The organism is Peribacillus sp. B2I2 (assembly GCF_041261685.1).
Lineage (GTDB): Bacteria > Bacillota > Bacilli > Bacillales > DSM-1321 > Peribacillus.
In genome coordinates this window covers 2833794-2854835 of record NZ_JBGCCB010000001.1, presented here as the reverse complement: position 1 = coordinate 2854835, position 21042 = coordinate 2833794, and the positions used below count along the sequence as shown (strand labels likewise).

Sequence of the window (21042 nt, the reverse complement as noted above, 5' to 3'; positions counted from 1 at the left end):
GGAAGTGAAGATATGAAAAGAATATTTGATTTTTTAATTTCATTTATTTTACTGGTTATCATTAGCCCAGTACTGGTGATTATAGGGGTTTTAATCAAGTATAACCTTGGTTCGCCTATACTTTTTAAACAAACGAGGCCAGGTTTAGATGGAAGGCCTTTTACCCTTTATAAATTTCGTTCAATGAATAATCAAAACGATGAACATGGTAGACCTCTTCCTGATCATCTGAGATTAACCAGATTTGGAAATGCACTTAGAAAATTAAGTCTAGATGAATTACCACAGCTCGTTAATGTTGTTAAAGGGGACCTTAGTTTGGTCGGGCCACGTCCTTTATTAATGGAATACCTTCCATTATATAACGACGATCAGGCTAAACGTCATGATGTTCGTCCTGGCATAACTGGTTGGGCACAAGTAAATGGGAGAAATGCGATTTCATGGGAAGAAAAATTCAAATTGGATGTCTGGTATGTAAATCATCAATCATTTTTTCTCGATGTCAAAATCTTATTATTAACGATAGTAAAAGTGGTTAGATCTGAAGGAGTAAATTCCGGGACAAATGAAACCATGCTACCTTTTAGAGGATCAGATAATCAAGAAAGAGAGGGGCAGGGATGAAAATAGTATTAATTGGAGAAGGCGGTCATAGTAAAGTTATCAAAGACATGATTGATATAGCCGATGGTTTTGAATTAATTGGATATCTAGACGACAAATATGATACAACAATCGTGAAAAATCATTTGTTTTATGCACCGTTTTCAACAGCATTCCATTTAATGGAACGATTCATGGATATAAAATTCATTGTTGCAATAGGTAATAACCATAATCGTAAAAAAATTGTTGATGAATTGAATATACCCGATTCCTTTTATGTAACGTTGATTCATCCTTCTTCAATTATTAGTCCCAGTGCAAAGATAGGAGTAGGTACTGTAGTCATGCCATCAACAGTCATTAATGCTGATGCTAAAATTGGACGTCATTCAATCATTAATACAGCTTCAGTCATAGAACATGATAACGAAATAGGTGATTTTGTACATATATCACCTCATGCGACATTAACTGGTTCTGTGAAAGTAGATGAAGGAGCTCATATTGGTGCCGGTGCAATACTGATCCCCAATGTGAAAATTGGCCAATGGACGGTTATTGGTGCAGGAGCGACGGTAATAAATGAGATTCCACCTAATAGTCTAGCTGTAGGAACTCCTGCAATTTTGAAAAAAAAAATAGGTATAGAAGGTGTGTAGAGTGTTAAATGTAACAACAAAAAAGCGAATTCTACTATCACCGCCCCACATGAGCGGTAATGAAGAAAAGTATGTTAAAGAAGCTTTTGAGACAAATTGGATTGCTCCATTGGGACCAAATCTCGACGCTTTCGAAAAAGAATTAGCAGAATATGCAGGAGTCAACGAAGCTGTTGCAGTCAGTTCCGGTACTGCAGCGATTCATTTGGCTCTTTCTATATTAAATGTGAAAAAAGGAGATTCGGTCTTTTGTTCAAGTCTAACATTCGTAGCAACGGCCAACCCCATTCTTTATCTAGAAGCGGAACCAGTTTTCATTGATTCTGAACCTGAAACTTGGAATATGTCACCACATGCTTTAGAAACAGCGTTTAAAGAAGCTGTTAAAATTGGGAAGCTCCCTAAAGCCATCATCATTGTGAATTTATATGGACAACCTGCAAAAATGGATGAGCTTTTATCTATTTGTAATCAGTATAAAGTACCAGTCATCGAAGATGCAGCGGAGTCATTAGGTTCCACTTATAAAGGAAAAGCAAGTGGAACTTTTGGGGAATTCGGTATCTATTCATTCAATGGAAATAAAATCATAACAACCTCTGGTGGGGGAATGGTGATTTCAAATGATACACAATCGTTAGTACGAGCTAGATTTTTAGCCACTCAAGCAAGAGATGAAGCTCCATATTATCAACATAGCGAGATGGGTTATAACTACCGAATGAGTAATATACTTGCAGGAATTGGCAGAGGTCAATTAGAGGTATTAGAAGAAAGAGTAAGTGCCAGAAGGGCTGTATACGATCTATACCAACAGGAATTGGCTTCCCTGCCCGGTTTTAAATTCATGCCTGAATTAGCAAATACTCATTCAAACCGCTGGTTGACTGCATTGACATTAAACGACGAAGAAATTCGGATTTCTACAACCGAATTACTTAAGGCATTGGAAGATGAAAATATTGAAGCAAGGCATGTCTGGAAACCTCTCCATTTGCAGCCACTATTTGCTGGCTGTCGTTACTATCCTCATACTAGACAGACAAATGTTTCTGAACAATTATTTTATTCAGGAATATGTTTACCATCCGGATCAAATATGACTCATGACGAACAAATGAGAGTCATTAATACAATAAAAAAAACTATTAATCGTCGCGATCAGCCATGATGAAAGCAAATTGAAAAAAATAATGAAGAGGTAACCAAATGATTGGAAAAAACATTGCAGAATTAAGAAAGAAAAGAGGATATACCTTATCTGAACTTGCTGAACAGGCAAATATATCGAAGTCTTATTTAAGTAACATAGAGCGCAATCTTAATCGCAATCCCTCACTTCATATTATGGAAAAAATTGCACACGTATTGAATGTGGATCTTGTTTCACTGCTAAAACAGAAAACCACAACGACGGCTCCAAATTACTTAGAAAAAGAATGGATTGAATTTGTTCAAGAACTGAAAAGGAATGGTCTGGAGAAAGAACAGATTCCACAGTACAAACCATTAATTGATTTTATAAAATGGCAAAATAAGGGGGAATAGGTCATGAATACAAACAACGATATCCCCAGAGTAATCCACTATTGTTGGTTCGGTGGAAAAGCTAAGCCCGATATTGTAGAAAAATGCATGGACAGTTGGAGAAAACATCTTTCAGATTACGAAATTATTGAATGGAACGAAGATAACTTTAATCTTCATATAAATGCGTATGTACAAGAGGCATATACTGCAGAGAAATATGCTTTTGTCAGCGATTATGCACGTGTACATGCCTTATATCATTTTGGTGGCATTTATTTGGATACCGATGTAGAAGTCTTTAAACCATTTGATGACTTGCTTCATCATGAATCATTTTGGGGCTTTGAACAGAAAAATTACATTGCCACTAGTACAATAGGTGCAGCAAAAGGAAATAAACTAATAAAAAAATTTCTTGATTCATACGAGAAAAAGGTTTTCATAAAAGAAGACGGGAGTTTAGACCAATTAACAAATGTTGCGATTGTAACCGATTTAATAGAAAATCTAGGTTTAAAAAGAAATGGAGAATATCAAGAACTGCAGCACCTTGGAGTATTTTATCCTCAAACCTATTTTTCTCCATATGATTATATTAATTGTAGGATATTCTTCACTGATGAAACATATGCATTGCATCATTTTTATAAAAGTTGGCTTCCTGCAAGCATACAATTCAAGAGTCATATAAAAAAAATGTTATCGCATATCATAGGTGGTGATAATATAGCTAAACTTAGAGGCTTATATCAAAAAGAATAAACTTTTTACAATACAACCTATAAAGAAATAGTTATTAAGTGGAGGGTAGTAATGATTCCAAAGGTCAGTGTCATAGTTCCTGTTTTTAATAATGAAAAATATATTTCAAAATGTCTAGAGAGTATTCTCTCACAAAGTTATAGGAATATTGAAGTAGTAATTGTGAATGATGGATCAACCGATAAAAGTGAGAATGTTATTAAAGAGTATAGACAAAAAGATGAGAGAATTCTTTATTTGTCACAAATTAACAGCGGACCTTCTGAGGCTCGTAATAAAGGGATAGTAAATTCTACAGGTGAATATTTAGTCTTTATTGATTCGGATGATACCGTTGATAAATATTATATTGAATTTTTATTAAATTCCATGATTAATTCTAAAGTCGACTTAGTATGTTGTGGATATAAAGATTATTCTAAATATGGAATAATCGATCACACGGATTTTAATGTGGAAGGTAATATTCCACTTAATAATTTATTAGATATGATTTGTGCAGGAACCGGTGGTGTACTTTGGAGCAAGATATTTAAAAAAGAAATAATAAGTAAAAATAACTTAAGGTTTAATAAGAACATATATATGTCTGAAGATCTTATATTTACTTTGGAATATGTAACACACTCTAGGTCATTTAAATCAATAAAAAAATATTTATATCATTATAATAGACTGAATGAAAATAGCATAAGTGCAAATATTTCAATAAAGCACCTTGAAAACAGCATCTCTGTTTGTGGGAATATTGAAAAAGTACTTAGTTATGTTAATTATGATAAAAAAAAAATAAACAATATTATAACTGAAAGAATGCAAAATGCCGTATTAAATACAGCTGATTATCTAATGTCAAATGAAAAAAGAAAGGTGCCTATTTTGAGGGAAGTTTTAGATATTCCCTATATTAAAAAATGTAAATATCAATTTTCGACTAAAAAAGTTATATATAAGCCCTATATTTACTTTCTGAAAAAAGATTTATTGATGTGTTTTTTTATTTATGGAGCATTATTGAATAAAATGAAATATTTTAAATTTGAATTTATTGGTGGAGGTTCAAGTGAAAAAAGTCTTTGTTGATATTTATTTACAATTCAATTTAGGGGATGATTTATTTTTAGACATACTGGCTAAAAAATATCCTGAGACAGAATTTACAATTAACTATCTTGGAAAAAACTACGACAAATTTATTGATAAGTATCCAAATATAAAAAGAAGACAGTACAATTTATATAATAAAATTGGACAGCATTTGAAACTTGTAGATTATATAAACAACTATAAAAAACTAGCAGAAGAGTATGATGCACTAATATTTATAGGTGGATCAATATTTAGAGAAGAAGAATATCACGATACTCTTTATAAAAATAGGATGGAAATGGTCCTTGAATTTAAACAAAAACAAAAATCTGTATTTGTAATTGGGTCAAATTTTGGACCATATAATACTGATAAATTTTTAAATGATTATATAGCTTTTTTTAAACTATGTGATGACGTTTGTTTTAGAGATCTGTTTTCCTATAATTTGTTTAAGAGTTTCCCTAATATTAGATATGCCCCAGATATTGTTTTTCAAATGGATTTAACACCGTTCTTAAGTAAAATTAGTAAAAAAAGAGTGGGTTTTTCAATTATTGACGTTAGGCATAAGCATGGATTATCGAATTATTATAATGAATATATAAATAGTACCGTAAAATCGATAGAAATGTTGATGGAAAAAGGATATGAATGTACTCTAATGTCCTTTTGTGAACATGAAGGTGATTTAAAAGTAATTAAGACAATAAAATCAAATCTTTCTTCAGAATTCAGAAAAAACATATCTGTTTATAGTTATGAGGGGAATATCGAAGAAGCTCTCAAATTAATAAGTACCTTTAATCTATTTATTGCTGCACGGTTTCATGCAAATATACTAGGCTTATTATCTAAGACTGGATTGGTACCTATAATATACAGCCAAAAAACAGAAAATATGTTGCGAGATATTAATTTTGAAAATTTTTTAGTAAGCATGGATGAACTTCATTTACAATATGATGAAAATACCATAACAAATGTTATAGATAAAATAATTGATTTAAGTAATATTTCAAGAGAATCCGAACGTAATTTTGAAAAGTTTAACACCTTTGTCAAGTCATAAGTTGCTACTTAATTCCCTATTCTAATTTTTATTAAAGTGAGTGAAAATATGAAAAAAACAAGAGTATTATTTGTAATTGATTCATTAGATTGTGCAGGTGCTGAAAAGAGTTTAATTTCATTGTTGTCCGCATTCGATTATGAGAAATACTCAGTAGATTTAAGACTTTTTGCATATGGTCATATACTAGAAGAATTGGTTCCAAATGATGTGAATATTTTAAAACCCTTGGAATATACAGAATTTTCTAAAATGGGTTTTAAGGAAGCGTGCATTAATTCAATTAGGAAATTCAATCTGAATTCTTTAATATCTAGACTAACATATTCGCTTAAAATCAGGTTGAGGAAATACAATCATTCTCAGAAGGCTAGGGTTTTTTGGGAGAACATTTCAAAAGTTATTGAAGAAGATTCAACTATCTACGATATAGCAATAAGTTATGCGCAAGGTATTCCTACCTTTTATGTTGCAGAGAAAGTAAAAGCAAACAAAAAATTAGCATGGGTAAATGTCAGTAATCGGTTGGATGAAGTTGAAAAGGACTTTCAACAAAGATTTTATGACCAATTTGATAAAATAGTCGCTGTATCTGAATCGACGAAAGAAATATTCGTTGAAAACATTTAATAAATACACAGCAAAAACTGAAGTTATTTATGATATTAATAATGCAGATTCAATAATAAAAATGGCCGGTATTGGAAAAAGTTATAACGATAATTTTGAGGGAATCCGGATACTTACCATAGGAAGACTTGATCAAAATAAGGGATATGATATTGCTCTAGCAGCATGTAAAATGCTGAAAGAAAGTGGTATAAATTTCAGGTGGTATGCTCTAGGAAAAGGTATTTTAAAAGAAGAAATTGAAGAACAAATTAGAAGAGCTGGGTTAACTAAAGATTTTATCTTATTAGGAGTTGAAGCAAATCCATATCCTTTCATTAAAGATTCTGATATATATGTTCAAACTTCTAGGCATGAAGGGTTCGGGTTAGCGATTGCAGAAGCAAGAATGTTAAATATTCCAGTAGTTACAACAAGTTTTGACGCCGTTTACAATCAAATGGTAAACAAGAAAAATGGTTTAGTAGTGGATATGAACGCAGAAGCTGTTTGTGAAGGAATAGCAACATTAATTAGAGACTTAACTTTAAAAGAAAGTATTGTAAATTATCTCAAGACTGAAAAAAAAGGAAATATTGAAGAAATAGAAAAAATTTATAAATTAATAGGATAACACTCATATAACAAAGGGAGTAAATCCAATGAAAACAAAGATAATATTTATGTTAATTAATATGAATGTAGGAGGAACTGAAAAAGCTTTATTAAATATGATTTCAGAGCTTTCAAAGAAAAATTATGATGTAACTGTCCTGATGTTGGAGAAATATGGTGAATTTATAAATTCTATTCCTGATGGAGTTCAAGTGGAATATTTAAAAGGATATAAAGATATTAAAAATTTACTGAATTTACCTCTTCATATAGTTGCATTAGATTTTGTTAAAAAGAGACGTTTCATTAAATCGTTAATAATAATAATTTTTTACTTTATATCGAAGGTTAACAAAGAAAGAAGTCTTTTTTATAAATATATTTTAAAAGATTTCACAATTGCAAAAAAGGAATATGATATAGCGGTAGCCTATGCAGGTCCTATGGAGTTCATAAGCTATTATGTGTTAAATAACATAAAAGCTAATAAAAAAATACAATGGATTCATTTTGATATAAATCATATAGGTTTTAATAGGTTTTTCGCATATAAATTCTATAATAAATTCGATAAAATTTTTGTTGTATCTAAAGAAGGAAAAAGGCATTTAATAAATATACTGCCTTTCTTAGAAGAAAAAATCGAGGTTTTCTTAAATATTATTTCATCTGATTTGATTAAATCTCAAGCTGAAATCGGAAGAGGGTTTAATGACGAATTTGATGGGATAAAAATCTTAACAGTAGGAAGGCTTACTCTAGAAAAAGGGCAAGATATAGCTATTAAGTCTTTAACTAAGTTAATACAAAACGGTTTTAAAGTAAGGTGGTATTGTGTTGGAGAAGGTAATTTAAGAGTAAACTATGAAAAGCAAATACAAAAAAATAACGTATTCGATCATTTTATCCTTTTAGGTTCCAAACCAAATCCCTATCCATATATAAAAAATTGCGATATTTACGTCCAACCATCAAGACATGAAGGTTATTGCATTACACTTGCTGAAGCAAGATGCTTAAATAAACCAATCATTACAACAAATTTCACCGGCGCAAAGGAACAAATAAAAGATGGAGTGACAGGTCTAATAGTTAAATGTGATGAAGACGAAATCTATCAAGCTATAGTTAAATTAATAAACAATTTAACTATAGGTGAATATTTCACTAATAATTTGGCTACAGAATCTATTGATACGAAAAATGAAATAGAGCAAATAATCAAAATTTAATTATAAAATAAAGACTCAAATTTTTTTATTAGGATGGAAGGTAATACCATGATAAATCAGCTAAAGGCAGGTGCAAGTTTATCTTATTTTGCACTCTTCATAAATATTATTATTTCAATAATTTATACACCAGTAATGTTAAATTTGCTTGGTCAATCAGAATATGGCTTATATAGTTTAGCTAGTTCAGCAGCAGGATATGTTGGTATTTTAAACTTTGGTTTAGGTAATGCAGTAATTAGATATACCGCTAAATATAAAGCATTAAATGATGAAGAAGGATGCTTTAATTTATATGGCTTGTTTTTAAAAATTTATTTAACTTTAGGTTTAATAGCCTTAATTTTAGGGGTTTTATTGATATTAAATACAGATTTGTTTTTTTCTAGCTCATTAAATATAGAAGAGATACACAAACTTAAATTATTAATGAGCATAATGGTATTTAACATTTCTACAGGAATTGGGCTAGGTGTTTTTAGTGTAATAGTATTGGCTCATGAAAAGTTTATCTTTCAAAAACTAATTGTGATCGTTTCATCCATAATAAGCCCACTCCTCATATTACCCCTGCTATTAATGGGTTATGGCTCCATAGCTATGGCAATTGTAACGACATTGTTAAATTTATTGTTTATTGCACTTAATATGTATTATTGTTTTAAAACTCTGAAAATTAAAATATCTTTCGGGAAATTCGATTCCAAATTATTTAAAGAGATTATTGTTTTTTCGTCTTATATTTTTTTGAATTTAATCATCAGTCAACTATATACTTCAACCGACCAAGTAATTCTTGGGATATATAGCGGAACTGTAGCTGTATCCGTTTATGCTATTGGGGCTTCTTTCACTGGTTACTTCTCAGGCTTTTCTTCAGCAATATCAAATGTTTTTTTATCTCGTGTATCTGGAATGGTAATTAAGGGAGCTTCTAATAATGAATTGTCCAATCTTTTTATAAGAATAGGTAGAGTTCAATATATAATCATATCTTTTGCTTTAAGTGGATTTATTGTATTTGGGCAAGAGTTTATAAATTTATGGGTTGGAAAAGAGTATCAGGTATCATATATAGTTGCTCTTGTTATTTTGGTACCCATGATAGTCTCTCTTATTCAGGGAATGGGAGGGGTCATACTTCAAGCCCAAAATATGCAAGGTTTTAAATCAATAGTTAACATTTTTATTGCAATCTCAAATGTGATTATTAGTATCATCTTTGTTCAAGTTTGGGGAGTTATCGGTTGTGCAATTGCCACAGGAATCTCATTCACTTTAGGAAATATAATAATAATAAATTATTATTATTGGAAAAAAATCAAATTAAATATACCAAAGTTTTGGATTAATATACTTTTTATGAGTTTCCCACTTATTTTAAGTATAATTTATGGGGCCACTATTAATAAAGTACTTCTAACAAATATATGGTTAGTTTTATTTGTGAAAATTTTAGGATTTTCTATCCTATATTTTTTATCTATGTGGTTTACTGCAATGAATAAATACGAAAAAAATCTATTTATTGTACCAGCTAAAAGTATTTATCAAAAGTTTAGGTTAAGGCTTAAGAATCAAGTTACCTAGATAAAAACAATAAAAATTATCCGAAACATATCAACCTGGATTAAAAATTAGACTGGCATTAAAGTACATACCGAATGAAATGTTGAAGCGTTAAAAGCAGTATTGGACAGTATTAAAAATCAAAATGTAGATCTATCTTGGTGATGTCTATTTTCGAGGATCCGAACTCAAACGATCATTGTATTGAGTTCACTCCTTACTATATTAATGTAGATGGTTATATGGAGGCTAAGAGTAAGAGGGGCACTAATCAAGTCTTGGAAATTATTAATTTAGGAGTTATTTATTAAAGCTCACCGTTGATAATGAAAATATTTTATATAACAATCCAAATAGTATTTATAAAATATTTAGTTTACTGAAAATACAACACTTGATGAATTATTTGAAGTTGTTTACAATTTGAAAACTACCAACATCACCCTTCTGTCAAAATACGGAAAATAATTAGATGGATAAGGACGGTATTTATCCTTCAGTGAATGATGTAGTCATTTTGTTCATTAAGCGTTGAACATGATTAGACTTAGTCGAAACCCTATTGTTTAAAAATAGTCGTTATACAGAACGAAACTTTGAATTAAGCAGAAAAGTGAGATCTTCAAGAATTCTTTAGCCATATTTGGAAAAAATAAAGAGACAAACCTTACATTGTTTACCGAAAAAGGGGAAAATCAGAAATTTCCAAGAAGAAACCATTGTCAGTCATTTTTACTTGTCGTATCAAATTGCAAACAAAGATCTAACTAAACAAATTCTTCCCTTTAAGCAATAATAGGGGTGAATTCTTTAAATCGTTACTTCAGATAAGGTATACTAAATACTCTCTTCTGAAAAACTCGAGTAATCAAGATCTACAATGGTCTTCTTGAATTCATAATTCTTTTTATTACCTGTATTTTTCATTCCAAGTCGGACACATTCTTTCAAAAAGCCTCGTAATAGAAGGGAAATGTGATAGTTTTTTAATTTGAAATTACACCATATGTCTTAAACTCAGCTAAGGCCCCTACATACTCCCAAGTTACTCCTCCGTCTATAGATTTTCCTGTTGTATGCGTAGGTGCAACAGTTCCTGATGTTCCTGCTACTGTAGCTTTATAGACTTTGTTATTTGAATGAACAAAAGCGTTAATCTTGTATGCTTTATTAGCCGTCCATGGGTTTGCATTGGCATATCCAGCTATAATACAAACCCAACCTAGAAATCCCCCAGCAACCGGGTTAGTGTTTTCTACTTTTTGACCTACAACAAATAACCCTGATGTGGGTATTGCTGAACTACTGGATACGTATAGTGGATTATAGATTTCCAAGCTTCCATTTGCTGGGGGAGGGAATCCATTAAAACCTTCATAAGTGGTATTCTTAATTGTTGCAGAGTTCGTATAGATGTTAGGATTTGTACTTAAAAATAACCTGAGTTTTGTAATGTCCGAGACTCGTATTTTAGAGTTTTCTATTTTAACCTTTTTGTAATTATTAATATCGAAGTTGGTATCTAAGTTGTAATATTTCATTAAAGTAGTAACAGTAGTTGATTTGTGTATTAACTCGGAGTTAATGATGATTAATTCATAATTTCTAGGAATGATGCCTTCCGGATAACTAGTAATTTTTACATTGTCGCTAATTCCCATTAAATAAGTACTAGCATAGTTTGAAGTAAAGTTTATTTTACAGTTGTTGAAAATTGTTTTTCCAGTTATTCCTCCAATTGATGTGTTATTGACATATTGACCGCCTGATATTACGTTACTATCTTGAAAAAGGCAATTATTGAATAAAATGCTGTGTGAAAGAGTTGCATCTACGATCTGGCTAGTAACTGAACAATTATAAAACTTAGAATTATGGAATTCAATATCATTAGCTAGATTGTTTGAATTAAAAGAAACGGACTTAAACACATTATCGCTTACATAACTTGTAGAATCTTTTGGTTTCATCACAGATACCCTGTAATGTGAACCATAATTGAAATCTTCAAACGTATTACCCGTACATTTTTTTATATTATCAATCGTTATATTCGAGTATCCAGTATAAGAGGACCCTGTGTAGCTTTTTATGTTATTTCCAACTAACTCTATGTTACCTGATGAAATCAATGAGTCTATATTTATAACATTATTAATAAGTCTAACCCTTGTTTTAACTCCTGTTGCTATGACTGTCATAGCAGATGAGTTGATTGTATTATTAGTGAAAAGAACATTTCTTTCTTGAGTAGCTACAGAGTTGGTTATTTGTAACCCACTACTCTCATAAAACACATTACTATCTATAATCATATTAGCGTTATTGTAAACAACAACACCACCAATTTCACTTAATATGTTACCTACAATTCTGCCGTGATAAACACCCATCAGTATTCCATTAAACCCTGAAAATATATGGTTGTTCTCTATTATTACATAGTTACTGTAGCTGTCTTCAAAGTTTATGGCGTACCTGGTTGAATCAGGGAACAGAGGGATGTTCAACCCTGAATCCATACCGTTGTGGAAAATCTTATTATAGGATATATAGGTAAAGTCCGCTCCGCCACTAATGCCGCCTCTATGATTATTGTGTATGGTACATCCAAAAATTTTAACATGATGTGCCTGAGGCTTTGTTATAGAATACGAAATTTGAATGCTAGGAAGACCAGTTTTTTCATTAATAAATTGTAATCTTATATAAGAAGTGTCAAGAGGTACTGTAACAATTTGTAGGTAAACTGCTTTCTTTCTAGCTATTACCATATCTTTTGAATTATAAAAGATGTATTCAAATGTTTTGTTTTCAATAAGGGGTATTCTTGTATATCCGCCACTTGTTCTCATTTGCAGTTGTTTATGTTCCCCTTGTATGACCGGAAATTTATTAGTTAGATAAGCTCCTGCGAGAGTTTGAACAACTTTACCTGTAGTATCAACATATCCGGGATAGGCTTTTGTGTCTGATGGATTAAGATTCCATTTACCTGTTTTGGTTGGATAGGACCCTATCGTTATTCCATCTCCCATAAACATAGAGACATCTATATTTTCAATAGTTATGAAATTTGCACCAGACTCTATTTTTATGCCGTAGGTTTGCTCCATTCCTTTTTCTGAATTAAAACCATTACCCCCGTCAGAAAAGCTCCTATTAGGGATATCACCCAATATTGTTCCGTTTATCACTTGTACATTTGAAACATTATCGATCCGAATTAATTCCCCACTTAACTTCCATGCCGGGGTAGATAATGGAGACTTATCATAGGGGTTTTTATTAATGGAGTCATACATCACCTCAAAGATAGCTCCGTTTAAATCCAGTGTTTGGTTACTATATAATTTAATTGGAGTGTTTACCATAGCGTATATTTCAGCTGCGCCACTAAGGTTGGTATAACAGAAACTATATGTGCCAAAAGGAACAACAATTCTTGTTAATCCATTTTCATTTGCAAACTTAAGTGCATTATTAAATCCTAGTATGTTATTGTATGCGATTTGCCATTGTTCTTCTGTGTAGGGAGGTTTTCCAAAAGATCCTTGGGTTATTCCCCACCTTTGCAGCTCAACTGTGTAAATTGCTTGATTGTTGCTAATCATTGAACCTATAACAGGCGTCAAATTTGCATCTTGAAACTTCAAAAAATTATCTTCTGACGGTGTTGTTGTGGAAACATCAACATCTTCCAATCCAGCTAAAGGAACTCCGGCCTTAAAAGATTTGCCATCTAATTTATTGTTTGAGTCTTTACTGGCATTGTGATAAGTACCAAGTTTGTGACCTTCAAAGATCTTTGATTCCTTAGAATTTTTAAATTCTGTTATATTTAACAGTTCGTCCAAATTTCCAGTATTGTGTTTCCCAGATAGTATATTAATTAATCCTGATACCGTTAACAATTCATTTGTTGTACCGGTGTTCCCTATTTTGGCTAATAATTTTCTTAAATCAGTATCTTCAAATATTAAAATCCTATTTTTATCAATCTTTATGTTTTCGCCGTTTGATGTATCATTTGGAGAAGGGTTTTGAGTACTAACGATATTAATTAATTTATTTTCTTTTTCTGACGAACCAATGAATAACTCCTTTGTGTCCAAACAGTAGCCAAATTCACCAAGATTTAGCTTTGGTAAATCCTCTTTTAAACCTAACCTGACTTGGATTTTTTGTAACATTTAATTATTCCTCCATAATCAAAAATCGTTAACATCAATTTTTGATTCAACATAACTTCAAACTTAATCAGCTTTGATAAACTCCCATTTAAGTCATCTCGTCTATTTGGGTTTAACCATCTTATTCTAGAAGACATTACAATTAATGAAACTATATGATTATGGTATGCAAAAGAGGGACAAGGTGTAAGGGCAAAAGGTGCTCGGTCATTCACATTTATATATTAAACATAGTGAAGTGGGATAAAGGTGAAGCTGGAGAAAAGTTAAAAGAAGATTATATAAAAAAGTAGCACAATAAAAGCGCGTAAAGATCTTGAGAACAGATCTTTACACGCTTATTTTGAGATTTACTTTACAATTAAGCAATCAAAGGCTAAATACTCTTATCCAGCATCCGTCTATATTTTAAAAATCCAATACCCCCTTACGGAGGAGATCAATGTTTCAAAACAATCGAGTCCTAAGAACCTTAAATCATTAGGTTCTATTTGTGCTGTAATAATGATTGATCGGGTTTTTTAAAAGAATTAAAGAAATTCCTTCAAAAATATTGTATAGTTAGAATGCAGGGATTCGAACAAACATTCGTTTCTTGGGAGCGAGATTACTTCTTAGAGGGACAGGAGAGAGACAGTGAACGGTACAGCACACATGGCATTAGGGGCATCGGTTGGATTCTTGACGGCTAACACACTTCAAACAGATCCAACCACCACTTTATTCTTGGTTGGGATTGGGGGCGTTTCAGGCCTTATGCCCGATATGGATATTGATGGAAAGTTAAGTAATAGGATTACCTTTTCACATAAGTTTATCCGAACGTTAGCACAAACGATTGGGATTTTAATGATCCTTTATTGTGTTTTGGAAGGTTCTGAAACTGAAAAGTGGATTGGAGTAGGGGCAGGAATCGGAATCATCATTATTTCATCTTTCATTACACAAAGGCATATGCTGACCCTGACTGGGTTAGCTGTATTAGGCGGGGGATTATCTTGGCAGGAAAACTGGTTATGGCTGTTGGGCGTCTATATTATCCTAGCATCCTTTACACCGCATAGAAGTTACACCCATTCGATTGCCGGAATCGTCTTCTTTGGCATCATTGCCTTTCAATTCGAAGAATTCATGGGGATTGATGGGATTTTAACTACTTGTGTTTTAGGATACATAAGTCATTTAATTGCAGATATGAAGTTTTTACCTTTTAATAAACGTGGGGTAAAGTTATTTCTTCCATTTTTCTCAAAAGAATTTTGACAGTGGCTTTCTTACCGCTGTTCAGACTATAGACAAATTGGAGAAGAACCAGTTTACCTTCAATTTTTTCTTTTGAAAAAAGTTCCAGTTGATTTCAGAAATCCGCTCCCTTTCCGCCGACTGTCTGCCGAGCCTCCTCGCCGCAAACGCCTGTGGGGTCTCGGCTAGCCAGTTATTCGGCAGGAGTGTCGCAAATTTCTTCAATCTAGAGAGGGTTCCATACGTATAATAAAGTAAAGAACATGAAGGATAATAAAATTTTCATTTAAATCATGGTTCGGGGTGAGAGCATTCCGAAACTCCTTTTGTCGTTAAACTGGACAGTGGTTTTCTTACTACTGTTTTTTCTATGAGGAAAAGTAAAAGTGCGTTGACAATAAGGTGAATGAAGGATGCCTGTTTCGACTTATTTTTATCTTTTATATGGTCATTCTTCCTATATCTACTAAATGTAACATAATTGTAAAGATCCTGTGATGCGAATGATATGCCTTTTCTAGTATATTAGGTTTAGCAAATCACATCAGGGGGTAAATAATTTGTTTAAGAAAATTGTCGTCGGATTGTCATTGGCTATTATGCTTGGAACCGTATCTTTTACAGGGGAACAAGTTGAAGCTGCTTCATATCATACTAAAGCGATTAAAGTGGCAAAAAGTGAATTAGGTACAAAATATAAAACGGGTGGCATTTCTACTTCAGGTTTTGATTGCTCCGGCTTAGTGAAATATTCATATCAAAAGGCTGGTAAGAATTTACCTAGGACGGCTGCCGATATATATAAAAAAGGAAAGAAAGTTAAGACTTTACAAAAAGGTGACTTAATGTTTTTTGCGCCAAACAAAGCGAAAAAACCTACACACGTGGCTATTTACATAGGGAACAATGAATTCATACACTCTTCATCATCTAAAGGAGTGTCATACGCCAAAACCAATAATAGTTATTGGAAGCCAAAGTATATTGGTGCCAAACGTATATAATAGAAGAAAATAAACTTAATATAAAATACTAAGAGACTTAATGAAGTCTCTTTTTTTGTTTTAAAAAATAAGAATGGATGAGTCAGATGATTGTTTAACGTAAGTTTTTTCTTTCAAAAAGAGTAAGTGAGTGGTGGTTTATTGGTTATGTGCGTGCTGAAATGGGTAATCAATAATAATTGAAAATGTTAGGGGCATAGAATCTTTTTATTTGACTATAAATAGATAGTTTAATATGATTAGCAAACTAATTGGAGGGAATTTATAATTTGTTTCCAAAAAAATTTACAGACAAAATTATTGAAAGTCAAAGAAGGTCAATGTATAATAAAGTCAGAAAGTCAAAGAAGGTCAAAGATTTTATTGAGTTTAATATTTTTAAAGGAGGAGTACTACATGTTTTGTGAAAAATGCCATGTAAACCAAGCTAATATTCAAGTTCATCTAAATATGAATGGTCAGGAGCATGATGTGAAACTGTGCTCCACTTGTTATAAAGAAGAGCGAAATAAACTGGGTGCAGCAATGGGGGGAATGGATTCAGGGAAATTCCCGTATAACGGATCCCTAAACTCATTCAATCCATTTAATTATAATGAAGTTCCTAAACCGGATTCCTTCGAACAAGACGAGGGTGAAGGTTTGCTTGAAGAGTATGGCCGTAATCTGACTGATGTAGCTAAAGCAGGACTGATTGATCCGGTAATCGGAAGAGATGAAGAAATCAAACGTGTCATCGAAGTCCTTAATAGACGCAATAAAAATAATCCAGTTTTAATTGGTGAACCTGGAGTCGGTAAAACAGCCATAGCTGAAGGTCTGGCTTTAGCTATTGCTGAGGGTTCAGTGCCTGGTAAATTACGTAATAAGCTGGTATATATGCTTGATGTCGCGTCCCTTGTTTCGAATACTGGAATTAGAGGTCAATTCGAAGAACGAATGAAGCAATTGATCAGTGAATTACAGGAAAGAAAAAATGTCATTTTATTCATCGATGAAATTCATCAACTGGTTGGGGCGGGTTCAGCCGAAGGATCAATGGATGCAGGAAATATCTTGAAACCAGCACTTGCACGTGGCGAACTTCAGCTTGTCGGAGCCACCACTTTATCCGAATATAGGACAATTGAAAAAGATGGTGCTCTTGAAAGACGCTTCCAGCCTGTACAGGTTAATGAGCCGACAACAGCTGAGGCATTGGTCATCTTACAGGGTTTAAAAGATAGTTATGAATCCTATCATGGAGTCACATATAGTGAAGAAGCGCTAAAAGCGGCTGTTGAACTCTCGAACCGTTACATTCAAGATCGTTTCTTGCCGGACAAGGCAATAGACTTGATGGATGAAGCGGGTTCCAAATTGAACTTGACCATAGAAGACGGCCAGGTAGAAAATATGAAAGAGCGCTTGGCGCAAATCTATAAAGAAAAAGAAATGGCCTTAAAAGAAGAAGCCTACGAAAAGGCTGCCGTCCTTCGTGATGAAGAAGAAAGACTGGAAAAATCTTTGCAGGCTGGAGAAAATACTATTAAGCCAACCGTTTCCGTTGAGGACATTCAAAAAATCATCGAACAAAAGACTGGTATACCTGTAGGCAAGCTGCAAGAAGATGAGCAGGAAAGAATGGTTCATCTTCAAGACGAACTTATGAAAAAAGTCATCGGGCAGGAAGAGGCTGTCAAAAAGGTTTCTAAAGCCGTCCGAAGGAGCCGTGCCGGATTAAAATCCAAAAACCGTCCAACCGGTTCTTTCCTTTTCGTAGGTCCAACAGGTGTCGGTAAAACCGAATTGGCGAAAACTCTTGCTGAGGAATTGTTCGGGGACAAGGAAGCGATGATTCGTCTTGACATGAGTGAATTCATGGAGAAACATAGTGTTTCTAAATTAATCGGTTCTCCGCCTGGATACGTAGGCCATGAGGAAGCAGGGCAATTGACTGAAAAAGTTCGCCGCAAACCTTACAGTATTATCTTATTGGATGAAATAGAAAAAGCTCATCCAGATGTAATGCATATGTTCCTGCAAATCATGGAAGATGGCCGGTTAACGGACAGTCAAGGCCGGACCGTAGCTTTTAAAGATACCGTGATCATCATGACGAGTAACGCTGGAGTCGGAGAAAAACAAAAAGTAATGGGATTCGGTACAAGTACTGCTGTAGAAGAGGCTTCCATCCTTCAATCATTGGGCAATTTCTTCAAACCGGAATTCTTGAACAGATTCGATAGCATCATTGAATTTTCGGCATTGAAGAAAGAAGATCTTCTGCAAATCGTTGATATCATGATTGAAGAGCTTGACGAAACACTTGCTGCAAATGGTTTAACTTTAAGTGTAACTTCTGAAGCAAAACAAAAACTGATTGAACTCGGGTATCATCCAACTTTCGGGGCGAGACCGCTCCGCCGTGTACTTCAAGAACAACTCGAAGACGGCATCACTGACTTTATCTTTGAGCAACCTGACGTTAAGAACTTCACTGCAATAGTTGAAGATACTTCTGTGAAAATTATTAAAACACCATAAAGAGTACTAGAAATGCCTCCAAGACCGTAAAACTGTTATGGAGGCATTTTTTTCTTTTTTAGGTATGGGCATTCAAAAGGACAAAAAAAAGGTCCAGTCAGTAACGTGAATGACTATGTTGTTGCATTTGGTTATTTAAACTAACAAATCCAATAATAGATTTCTGAATTTTCAACATAATCCGATGTTTTGAAGGGGAATATCTGTGGAATCATAGCATAGGGGAAGATTCACCCTTGATTATAAATACAAAAAAATCCTGTTAAAAAATGGGAATTTCAATGGAGGAATGACCTATTAAAGATTCACTTTCTTATTTCGAAGAGGAAAATACAAATAATCGCAAACCGGAGGATAAAGAAACGGAAAACCAGGCTGAATCCCTGCCAATTCCAAGTATTAATCCAGTAAATCCGGCAGAATTGGATGCACAGTATTTCTATGAAGGAAAAGATTTAGGAAATTCCTACCTTAAAGATAAAACGGCATTCAGGTTATGGGCACCTCTTGCATCTGAAGCTAAGCTAGTTACTTATAAACGTTGGGAGGATTCAGATGGAATGGAGGTTCAGATGGATCGTTCGGAAAAGGGAACCTGGACCATTGAACTGGCGGGGGATCAGGATGGGTTGATTTATACATACAAAGTGAAAATTGGAGAAATTTGGAGTGAAGCCGTGGATCCCTATGTTCGTGCAGTTACGGTAAATGGAAATAAAGGGGTCGTGGTAGATTTAACAGACACGAACCCTGAAAAGTGGACACGGGATAAACCACCTCTCGATAAGGCTGAGGACATAATCATTTATGAATTGCATACACGGGATTTGTCGATTCATCCTGAAAGTGGAATCCATCATAAAGGTAAATTCTTAGGAGTAATTGAAACGGGAACAAAAGGTCCAGAAGGAGCGAAAACGGGTCTTGATCATATTAAGGATCTGGGTGTAACCCATGTGCAGTTTATTCCAATATTCGATTTTGCTACAGTCAATGAAATGAAATTGAATGAACCACAATATAACTGGGGCTATGATCCACAGAATTATAACGCTCCCGAAGGCTCTTATTCGATTGATCCGTATCAACCAAAAGTCAGGATTCGGGAGTTAAAGGAAATGATTCAAGGCTTACATGATCACGGTTTACGAGTAATCATGGATGTTGTATACAATCACGTTTATTCAGTGGAAGATTCAAACTTCCATAAACTCGTTCCCACCTACTTTTTTCGCTATAACGGCGACGGTACCTTATCTAATGGAACTGGTGTAGGAAATGATACCGCATCTGAAAATAAAATGATGCGAAAATTCATTGTTGAATCCGTAACCTATTGGGCGAAGGAATTTAACCTTGATGGTTTCCGTTTCGATTTAATGGGGATCCATGATGTGGAAACGATGAATGAAGTGAAAAAAACACTGGCAGAAATTGATCCGACCCTCATTGTTTTGGGCGAAGGATGGGATATGGATACCCCCTTGGCCCAAGAGCTGAAAGCAAATCAAAAGAATGCTTTTAAAATGCCTGGAATCGCTCATTTTAATGATGCAATCCGAGATGGTTTAAAAGGATTTGTAATGAATGAACACGATAAAGGTTTTGTGAATGGCAAACCAGGTATGGAAGATATCATAAAAAAAGGAATCGCTGGTGGCTTGAAATATGGTGATCATATCGCCACATACCAAAAACCAGATCAAGTGATCAATTATGTTGAAGCACATGATAATTATACTTTATGGGATAAGCTTCTCATCACTAATCCAGATGCGACAGAACAAGAACGAAAACAGATGCATAAACTAGCTTCCGCAATTGTCCTGTTATCACAGGGAATACCAATGATACATGCTGGACAAGAATTCATGCGAACAAAGGATGGGGATGAAAATAGCTATCAATCTTCTGATTGGATTAACCGTTTGGATTGGAAAAGGAGAGCGGAGTTAGATCACGAAGTGGAATATATGAAAGGGCTGATTTCGCTCAGGAAAAATCATTCTGTTTTTAGATTAAGCACGCCAGAAGAAATTGAGGAGCATTTACAATTCATTGATGCTCCACCAAATGCGGTTGCATTCACCCTTATAACAAAGGATTCAAAAATTGCAGTGATTCATAATGCAAATTGGGACGCGATAAACATTACACTTCCCCATGAAGGAGATTGGTCCGTTTTAGTGGATGGTCAGCGGGCAGGACTGGAAGAAATAGCAAGAATCAAAGGTAGTCAGATAACCGTTCCCCCTTTAAGTTCGCTTGTATTGAAAATAAGCTTGTAATGCATGAACTAAAGTCGAAGTGAGCAACTATGTCTCACTTCGA

The 21042-nt window shown here is 33.6% G+C and carries 15 protein-coding genes and 1 pseudogene; 15 read left to right on the top strand and 1 reads right to left on the bottom strand.

What is annotated here, in order from left to right; genetic code table 11:
- The first annotated feature begins 12 nt into the window (after positions 1-12).
- From ABIE66_RS14100 to ABIE66_RS14050, 11 genes are read left to right on the top strand one after another with little or no spacing between them, the layout of a single operon-like run.
- Positions 13-627: a sugar transferase gene (locus tag ABIE66_RS14100; protein ID WP_370015156.1), complete on the top strand. Its 615-nt coding sequence runs from the start codon at positions 13-15 to the stop codon at positions 625-627.
- Positions 624-1268: an acetyltransferase gene (locus ABIE66_RS14095; RefSeq protein ID WP_370015155.1), complete on the top strand. Its 645-nt coding sequence runs from the start codon at positions 624-626 to the stop codon at positions 1266-1268. The genes ABIE66_RS14100 and ABIE66_RS14095 overlap by 4 nt, the downstream gene beginning before the upstream one ends.
- Position 1269: 1 nt before the next feature.
- Entirely contained in the window at positions 1270-2439 is a 1170-nt protein-coding gene (locus ABIE66_RS14090) for an aminotransferase class I/II-fold pyridoxal phosphate-dependent enzyme (protein ID WP_370015154.1), read from the top strand.
- Positions 2440-2477: 38 nt separating this feature from the next.
- Positions 2478-2816 carry a helix-turn-helix domain-containing protein gene (locus ABIE66_RS14085; protein ID WP_370015153.1) on the top strand — a complete coding sequence of 113 codons (339 nt, stop codon included), beginning with the start codon at positions 2478-2480 and terminating at the stop codon, positions 2814-2816.
- 3 nt (positions 2817-2819) lie between these two features.
- A complete protein-coding gene (locus tag ABIE66_RS14080) occupies positions 2820-3560 on the top strand; it encodes a glycosyltransferase family 32 protein (protein WP_370015152.1) in 741 nt (246 codons plus the stop codon).
- 51 nt (positions 3561-3611) lie between these two features.
- Positions 3612-4643, top strand: a complete 1032-nt coding sequence (locus ABIE66_RS14075) for a glycosyltransferase family 2 protein (protein WP_370015151.1) — start codon at positions 3612-3614, stop codon at positions 4641-4643.
- Complete coding sequence (locus ABIE66_RS14070) at positions 4624-5721, top strand: polysaccharide pyruvyl transferase family protein (RefSeq protein ID WP_370015149.1); 1098 nt, start codon at positions 4624-4626, stop codon at positions 5719-5721. The genes ABIE66_RS14075 and ABIE66_RS14070 overlap by 20 nt, the downstream gene beginning before the upstream one ends.
- A gap of 48 nt (positions 5722-5769) precedes the next feature.
- Complete coding sequence (locus ABIE66_RS14065; protein ID WP_370015148.1) at positions 5770-6351, top strand: glycosyltransferase family protein; 582 nt, start codon at positions 5770-5772, stop codon at positions 6349-6351.
- The gene (locus tag ABIE66_RS14060) at positions 6338-6964 is read left to right on the top strand and encodes a glycosyltransferase (protein WP_370015147.1); all 627 of its coding nucleotides are present in this window, start codon (positions 6338-6340) and stop codon (positions 6962-6964) included. Before ABIE66_RS14065 ends, ABIE66_RS14060 begins: the two co-directional genes overlap by 14 nt.
- A gap of 28 nt (positions 6965-6992) precedes the next feature.
- Entirely contained in the window at positions 6993-8177 is a 1185-nt protein-coding gene (locus tag ABIE66_RS14055; RefSeq protein WP_370015146.1) for a glycosyltransferase, read from the top strand.
- A gap of 48 nt (positions 8178-8225) precedes the next feature.
- Positions 8226-9767 (top strand): oligosaccharide flippase family protein, encoded by a 1542-nt coding sequence (locus tag ABIE66_RS14050; protein WP_370015144.1) that lies wholly within the window; start codon positions 8226-8228, stop codon positions 9765-9767.
- 965 nt (positions 9768-10732) lie between these two features.
- On the opposite strand, the gene ABIE66_RS14045 is transcribed toward ABIE66_RS14050, so the two are convergent.
- Positions 10733-13939, bottom strand: a complete 3207-nt coding sequence (locus ABIE66_RS14045; protein WP_370015143.1) for a right-handed parallel beta-helix repeat-containing protein — start codon at positions 13937-13939, stop codon at positions 10733-10735.
- Positions 13940-14575: 636 nt separating this feature from the next.
- On the opposite strand from ABIE66_RS14045, the gene ABIE66_RS14040 reads away from it, so the two are divergent.
- From ABIE66_RS14040 to pulA, 4 genes and pseudogenes are all read left to right on the top strand, one after another.
- On the top strand, positions 14576-15202 hold the full coding sequence (locus tag ABIE66_RS14040; protein WP_370015142.1) for a metal-dependent hydrolase: 627 nt from the start codon (positions 14576-14578) through the stop codon (positions 15200-15202).
- Between the two features lie 539 nt (positions 15203-15741).
- Entirely contained in the window at positions 15742-16185 is a 444-nt protein-coding gene (locus ABIE66_RS14035) for a C40 family peptidase (protein ID WP_370015141.1), read from the top strand.
- A 396-nt stretch (positions 16186-16581) separates the two neighbouring features.
- The gene (locus ABIE66_RS14030; protein WP_370015139.1) at positions 16582-18711 is read left to right on the top strand and encodes an ATP-dependent Clp protease ATP-binding subunit; all 2130 of its coding nucleotides are present in this window, start codon (positions 16582-16584) and stop codon (positions 18709-18711) included.
- 407 nt (positions 18712-19118) lie between these two features.
- Positions 19119-20999 (top strand): annotated as a pseudogene (gene pulA / locus ABIE66_RS14025) (type I pullulanase); the annotation flags it as partial.
- Between the last annotated feature and the right edge of the window lie 43 nt (positions 21000-21042).

What these genes read in the sequence shown, in the direction of transcription:
- ABIE66_RS14030 (WP_370015139.1), top strand. Translation starts at nt 16,582, where the DNA reads ATGTTTTGTGAAAAATGCCATGTAAACCAAGCTAATATTCAAGTTCAT.
- ABIE66_RS14055 (WP_370015146.1), top strand. Translation starts at nt 6,993, where the DNA reads ATGAAAACAAAGATAATATTTATGTTAATTAATATGAATGTAGGAGGA.
- ABIE66_RS14095 (WP_370015155.1), top strand. Translation starts at nt 624, where the DNA reads ATGAAAATAGTATTAATTGGAGAAGGCGGTCATAGTAAAGTTATCAAA.
- ABIE66_RS14080 (WP_370015152.1), top strand. Translation starts at nt 2,820, where the DNA reads ATGAATACAAACAACGATATCCCCAGAGTAATCCACTATTGTTGGTTC.
- ABIE66_RS14075 (WP_370015151.1), top strand. Translation starts at nt 3,612, where the DNA reads ATGATTCCAAAGGTCAGTGTCATAGTTCCTGTTTTTAATAATGAAAAA.
- ABIE66_RS14100 (WP_370015156.1), top strand. Translation starts at nt 13, where the DNA reads ATGAAAAGAATATTTGATTTTTTAATTTCATTTATTTTACTGGTTATC.
- ABIE66_RS14065 (WP_370015148.1), top strand. Translation starts at nt 5,770, where the DNA reads ATGAAAAAAACAAGAGTATTATTTGTAATTGATTCATTAGATTGTGCA.
- ABIE66_RS14045 (WP_370015143.1), bottom strand. Translation starts at nt 13,939, where the DNA reads ATGTTACAAAAAATCCAAGTCAGGTTAGGTTTAAAAGAGGATTTACCA.
- ABIE66_RS14085 (WP_370015153.1), top strand. Translation starts at nt 2,478, where the DNA reads ATGATTGGAAAAAACATTGCAGAATTAAGAAAGAAAAGAGGATATACC.
- ABIE66_RS14050 (WP_370015144.1), top strand. Translation starts at nt 8,226, where the DNA reads ATGATAAATCAGCTAAAGGCAGGTGCAAGTTTATCTTATTTTGCACTC.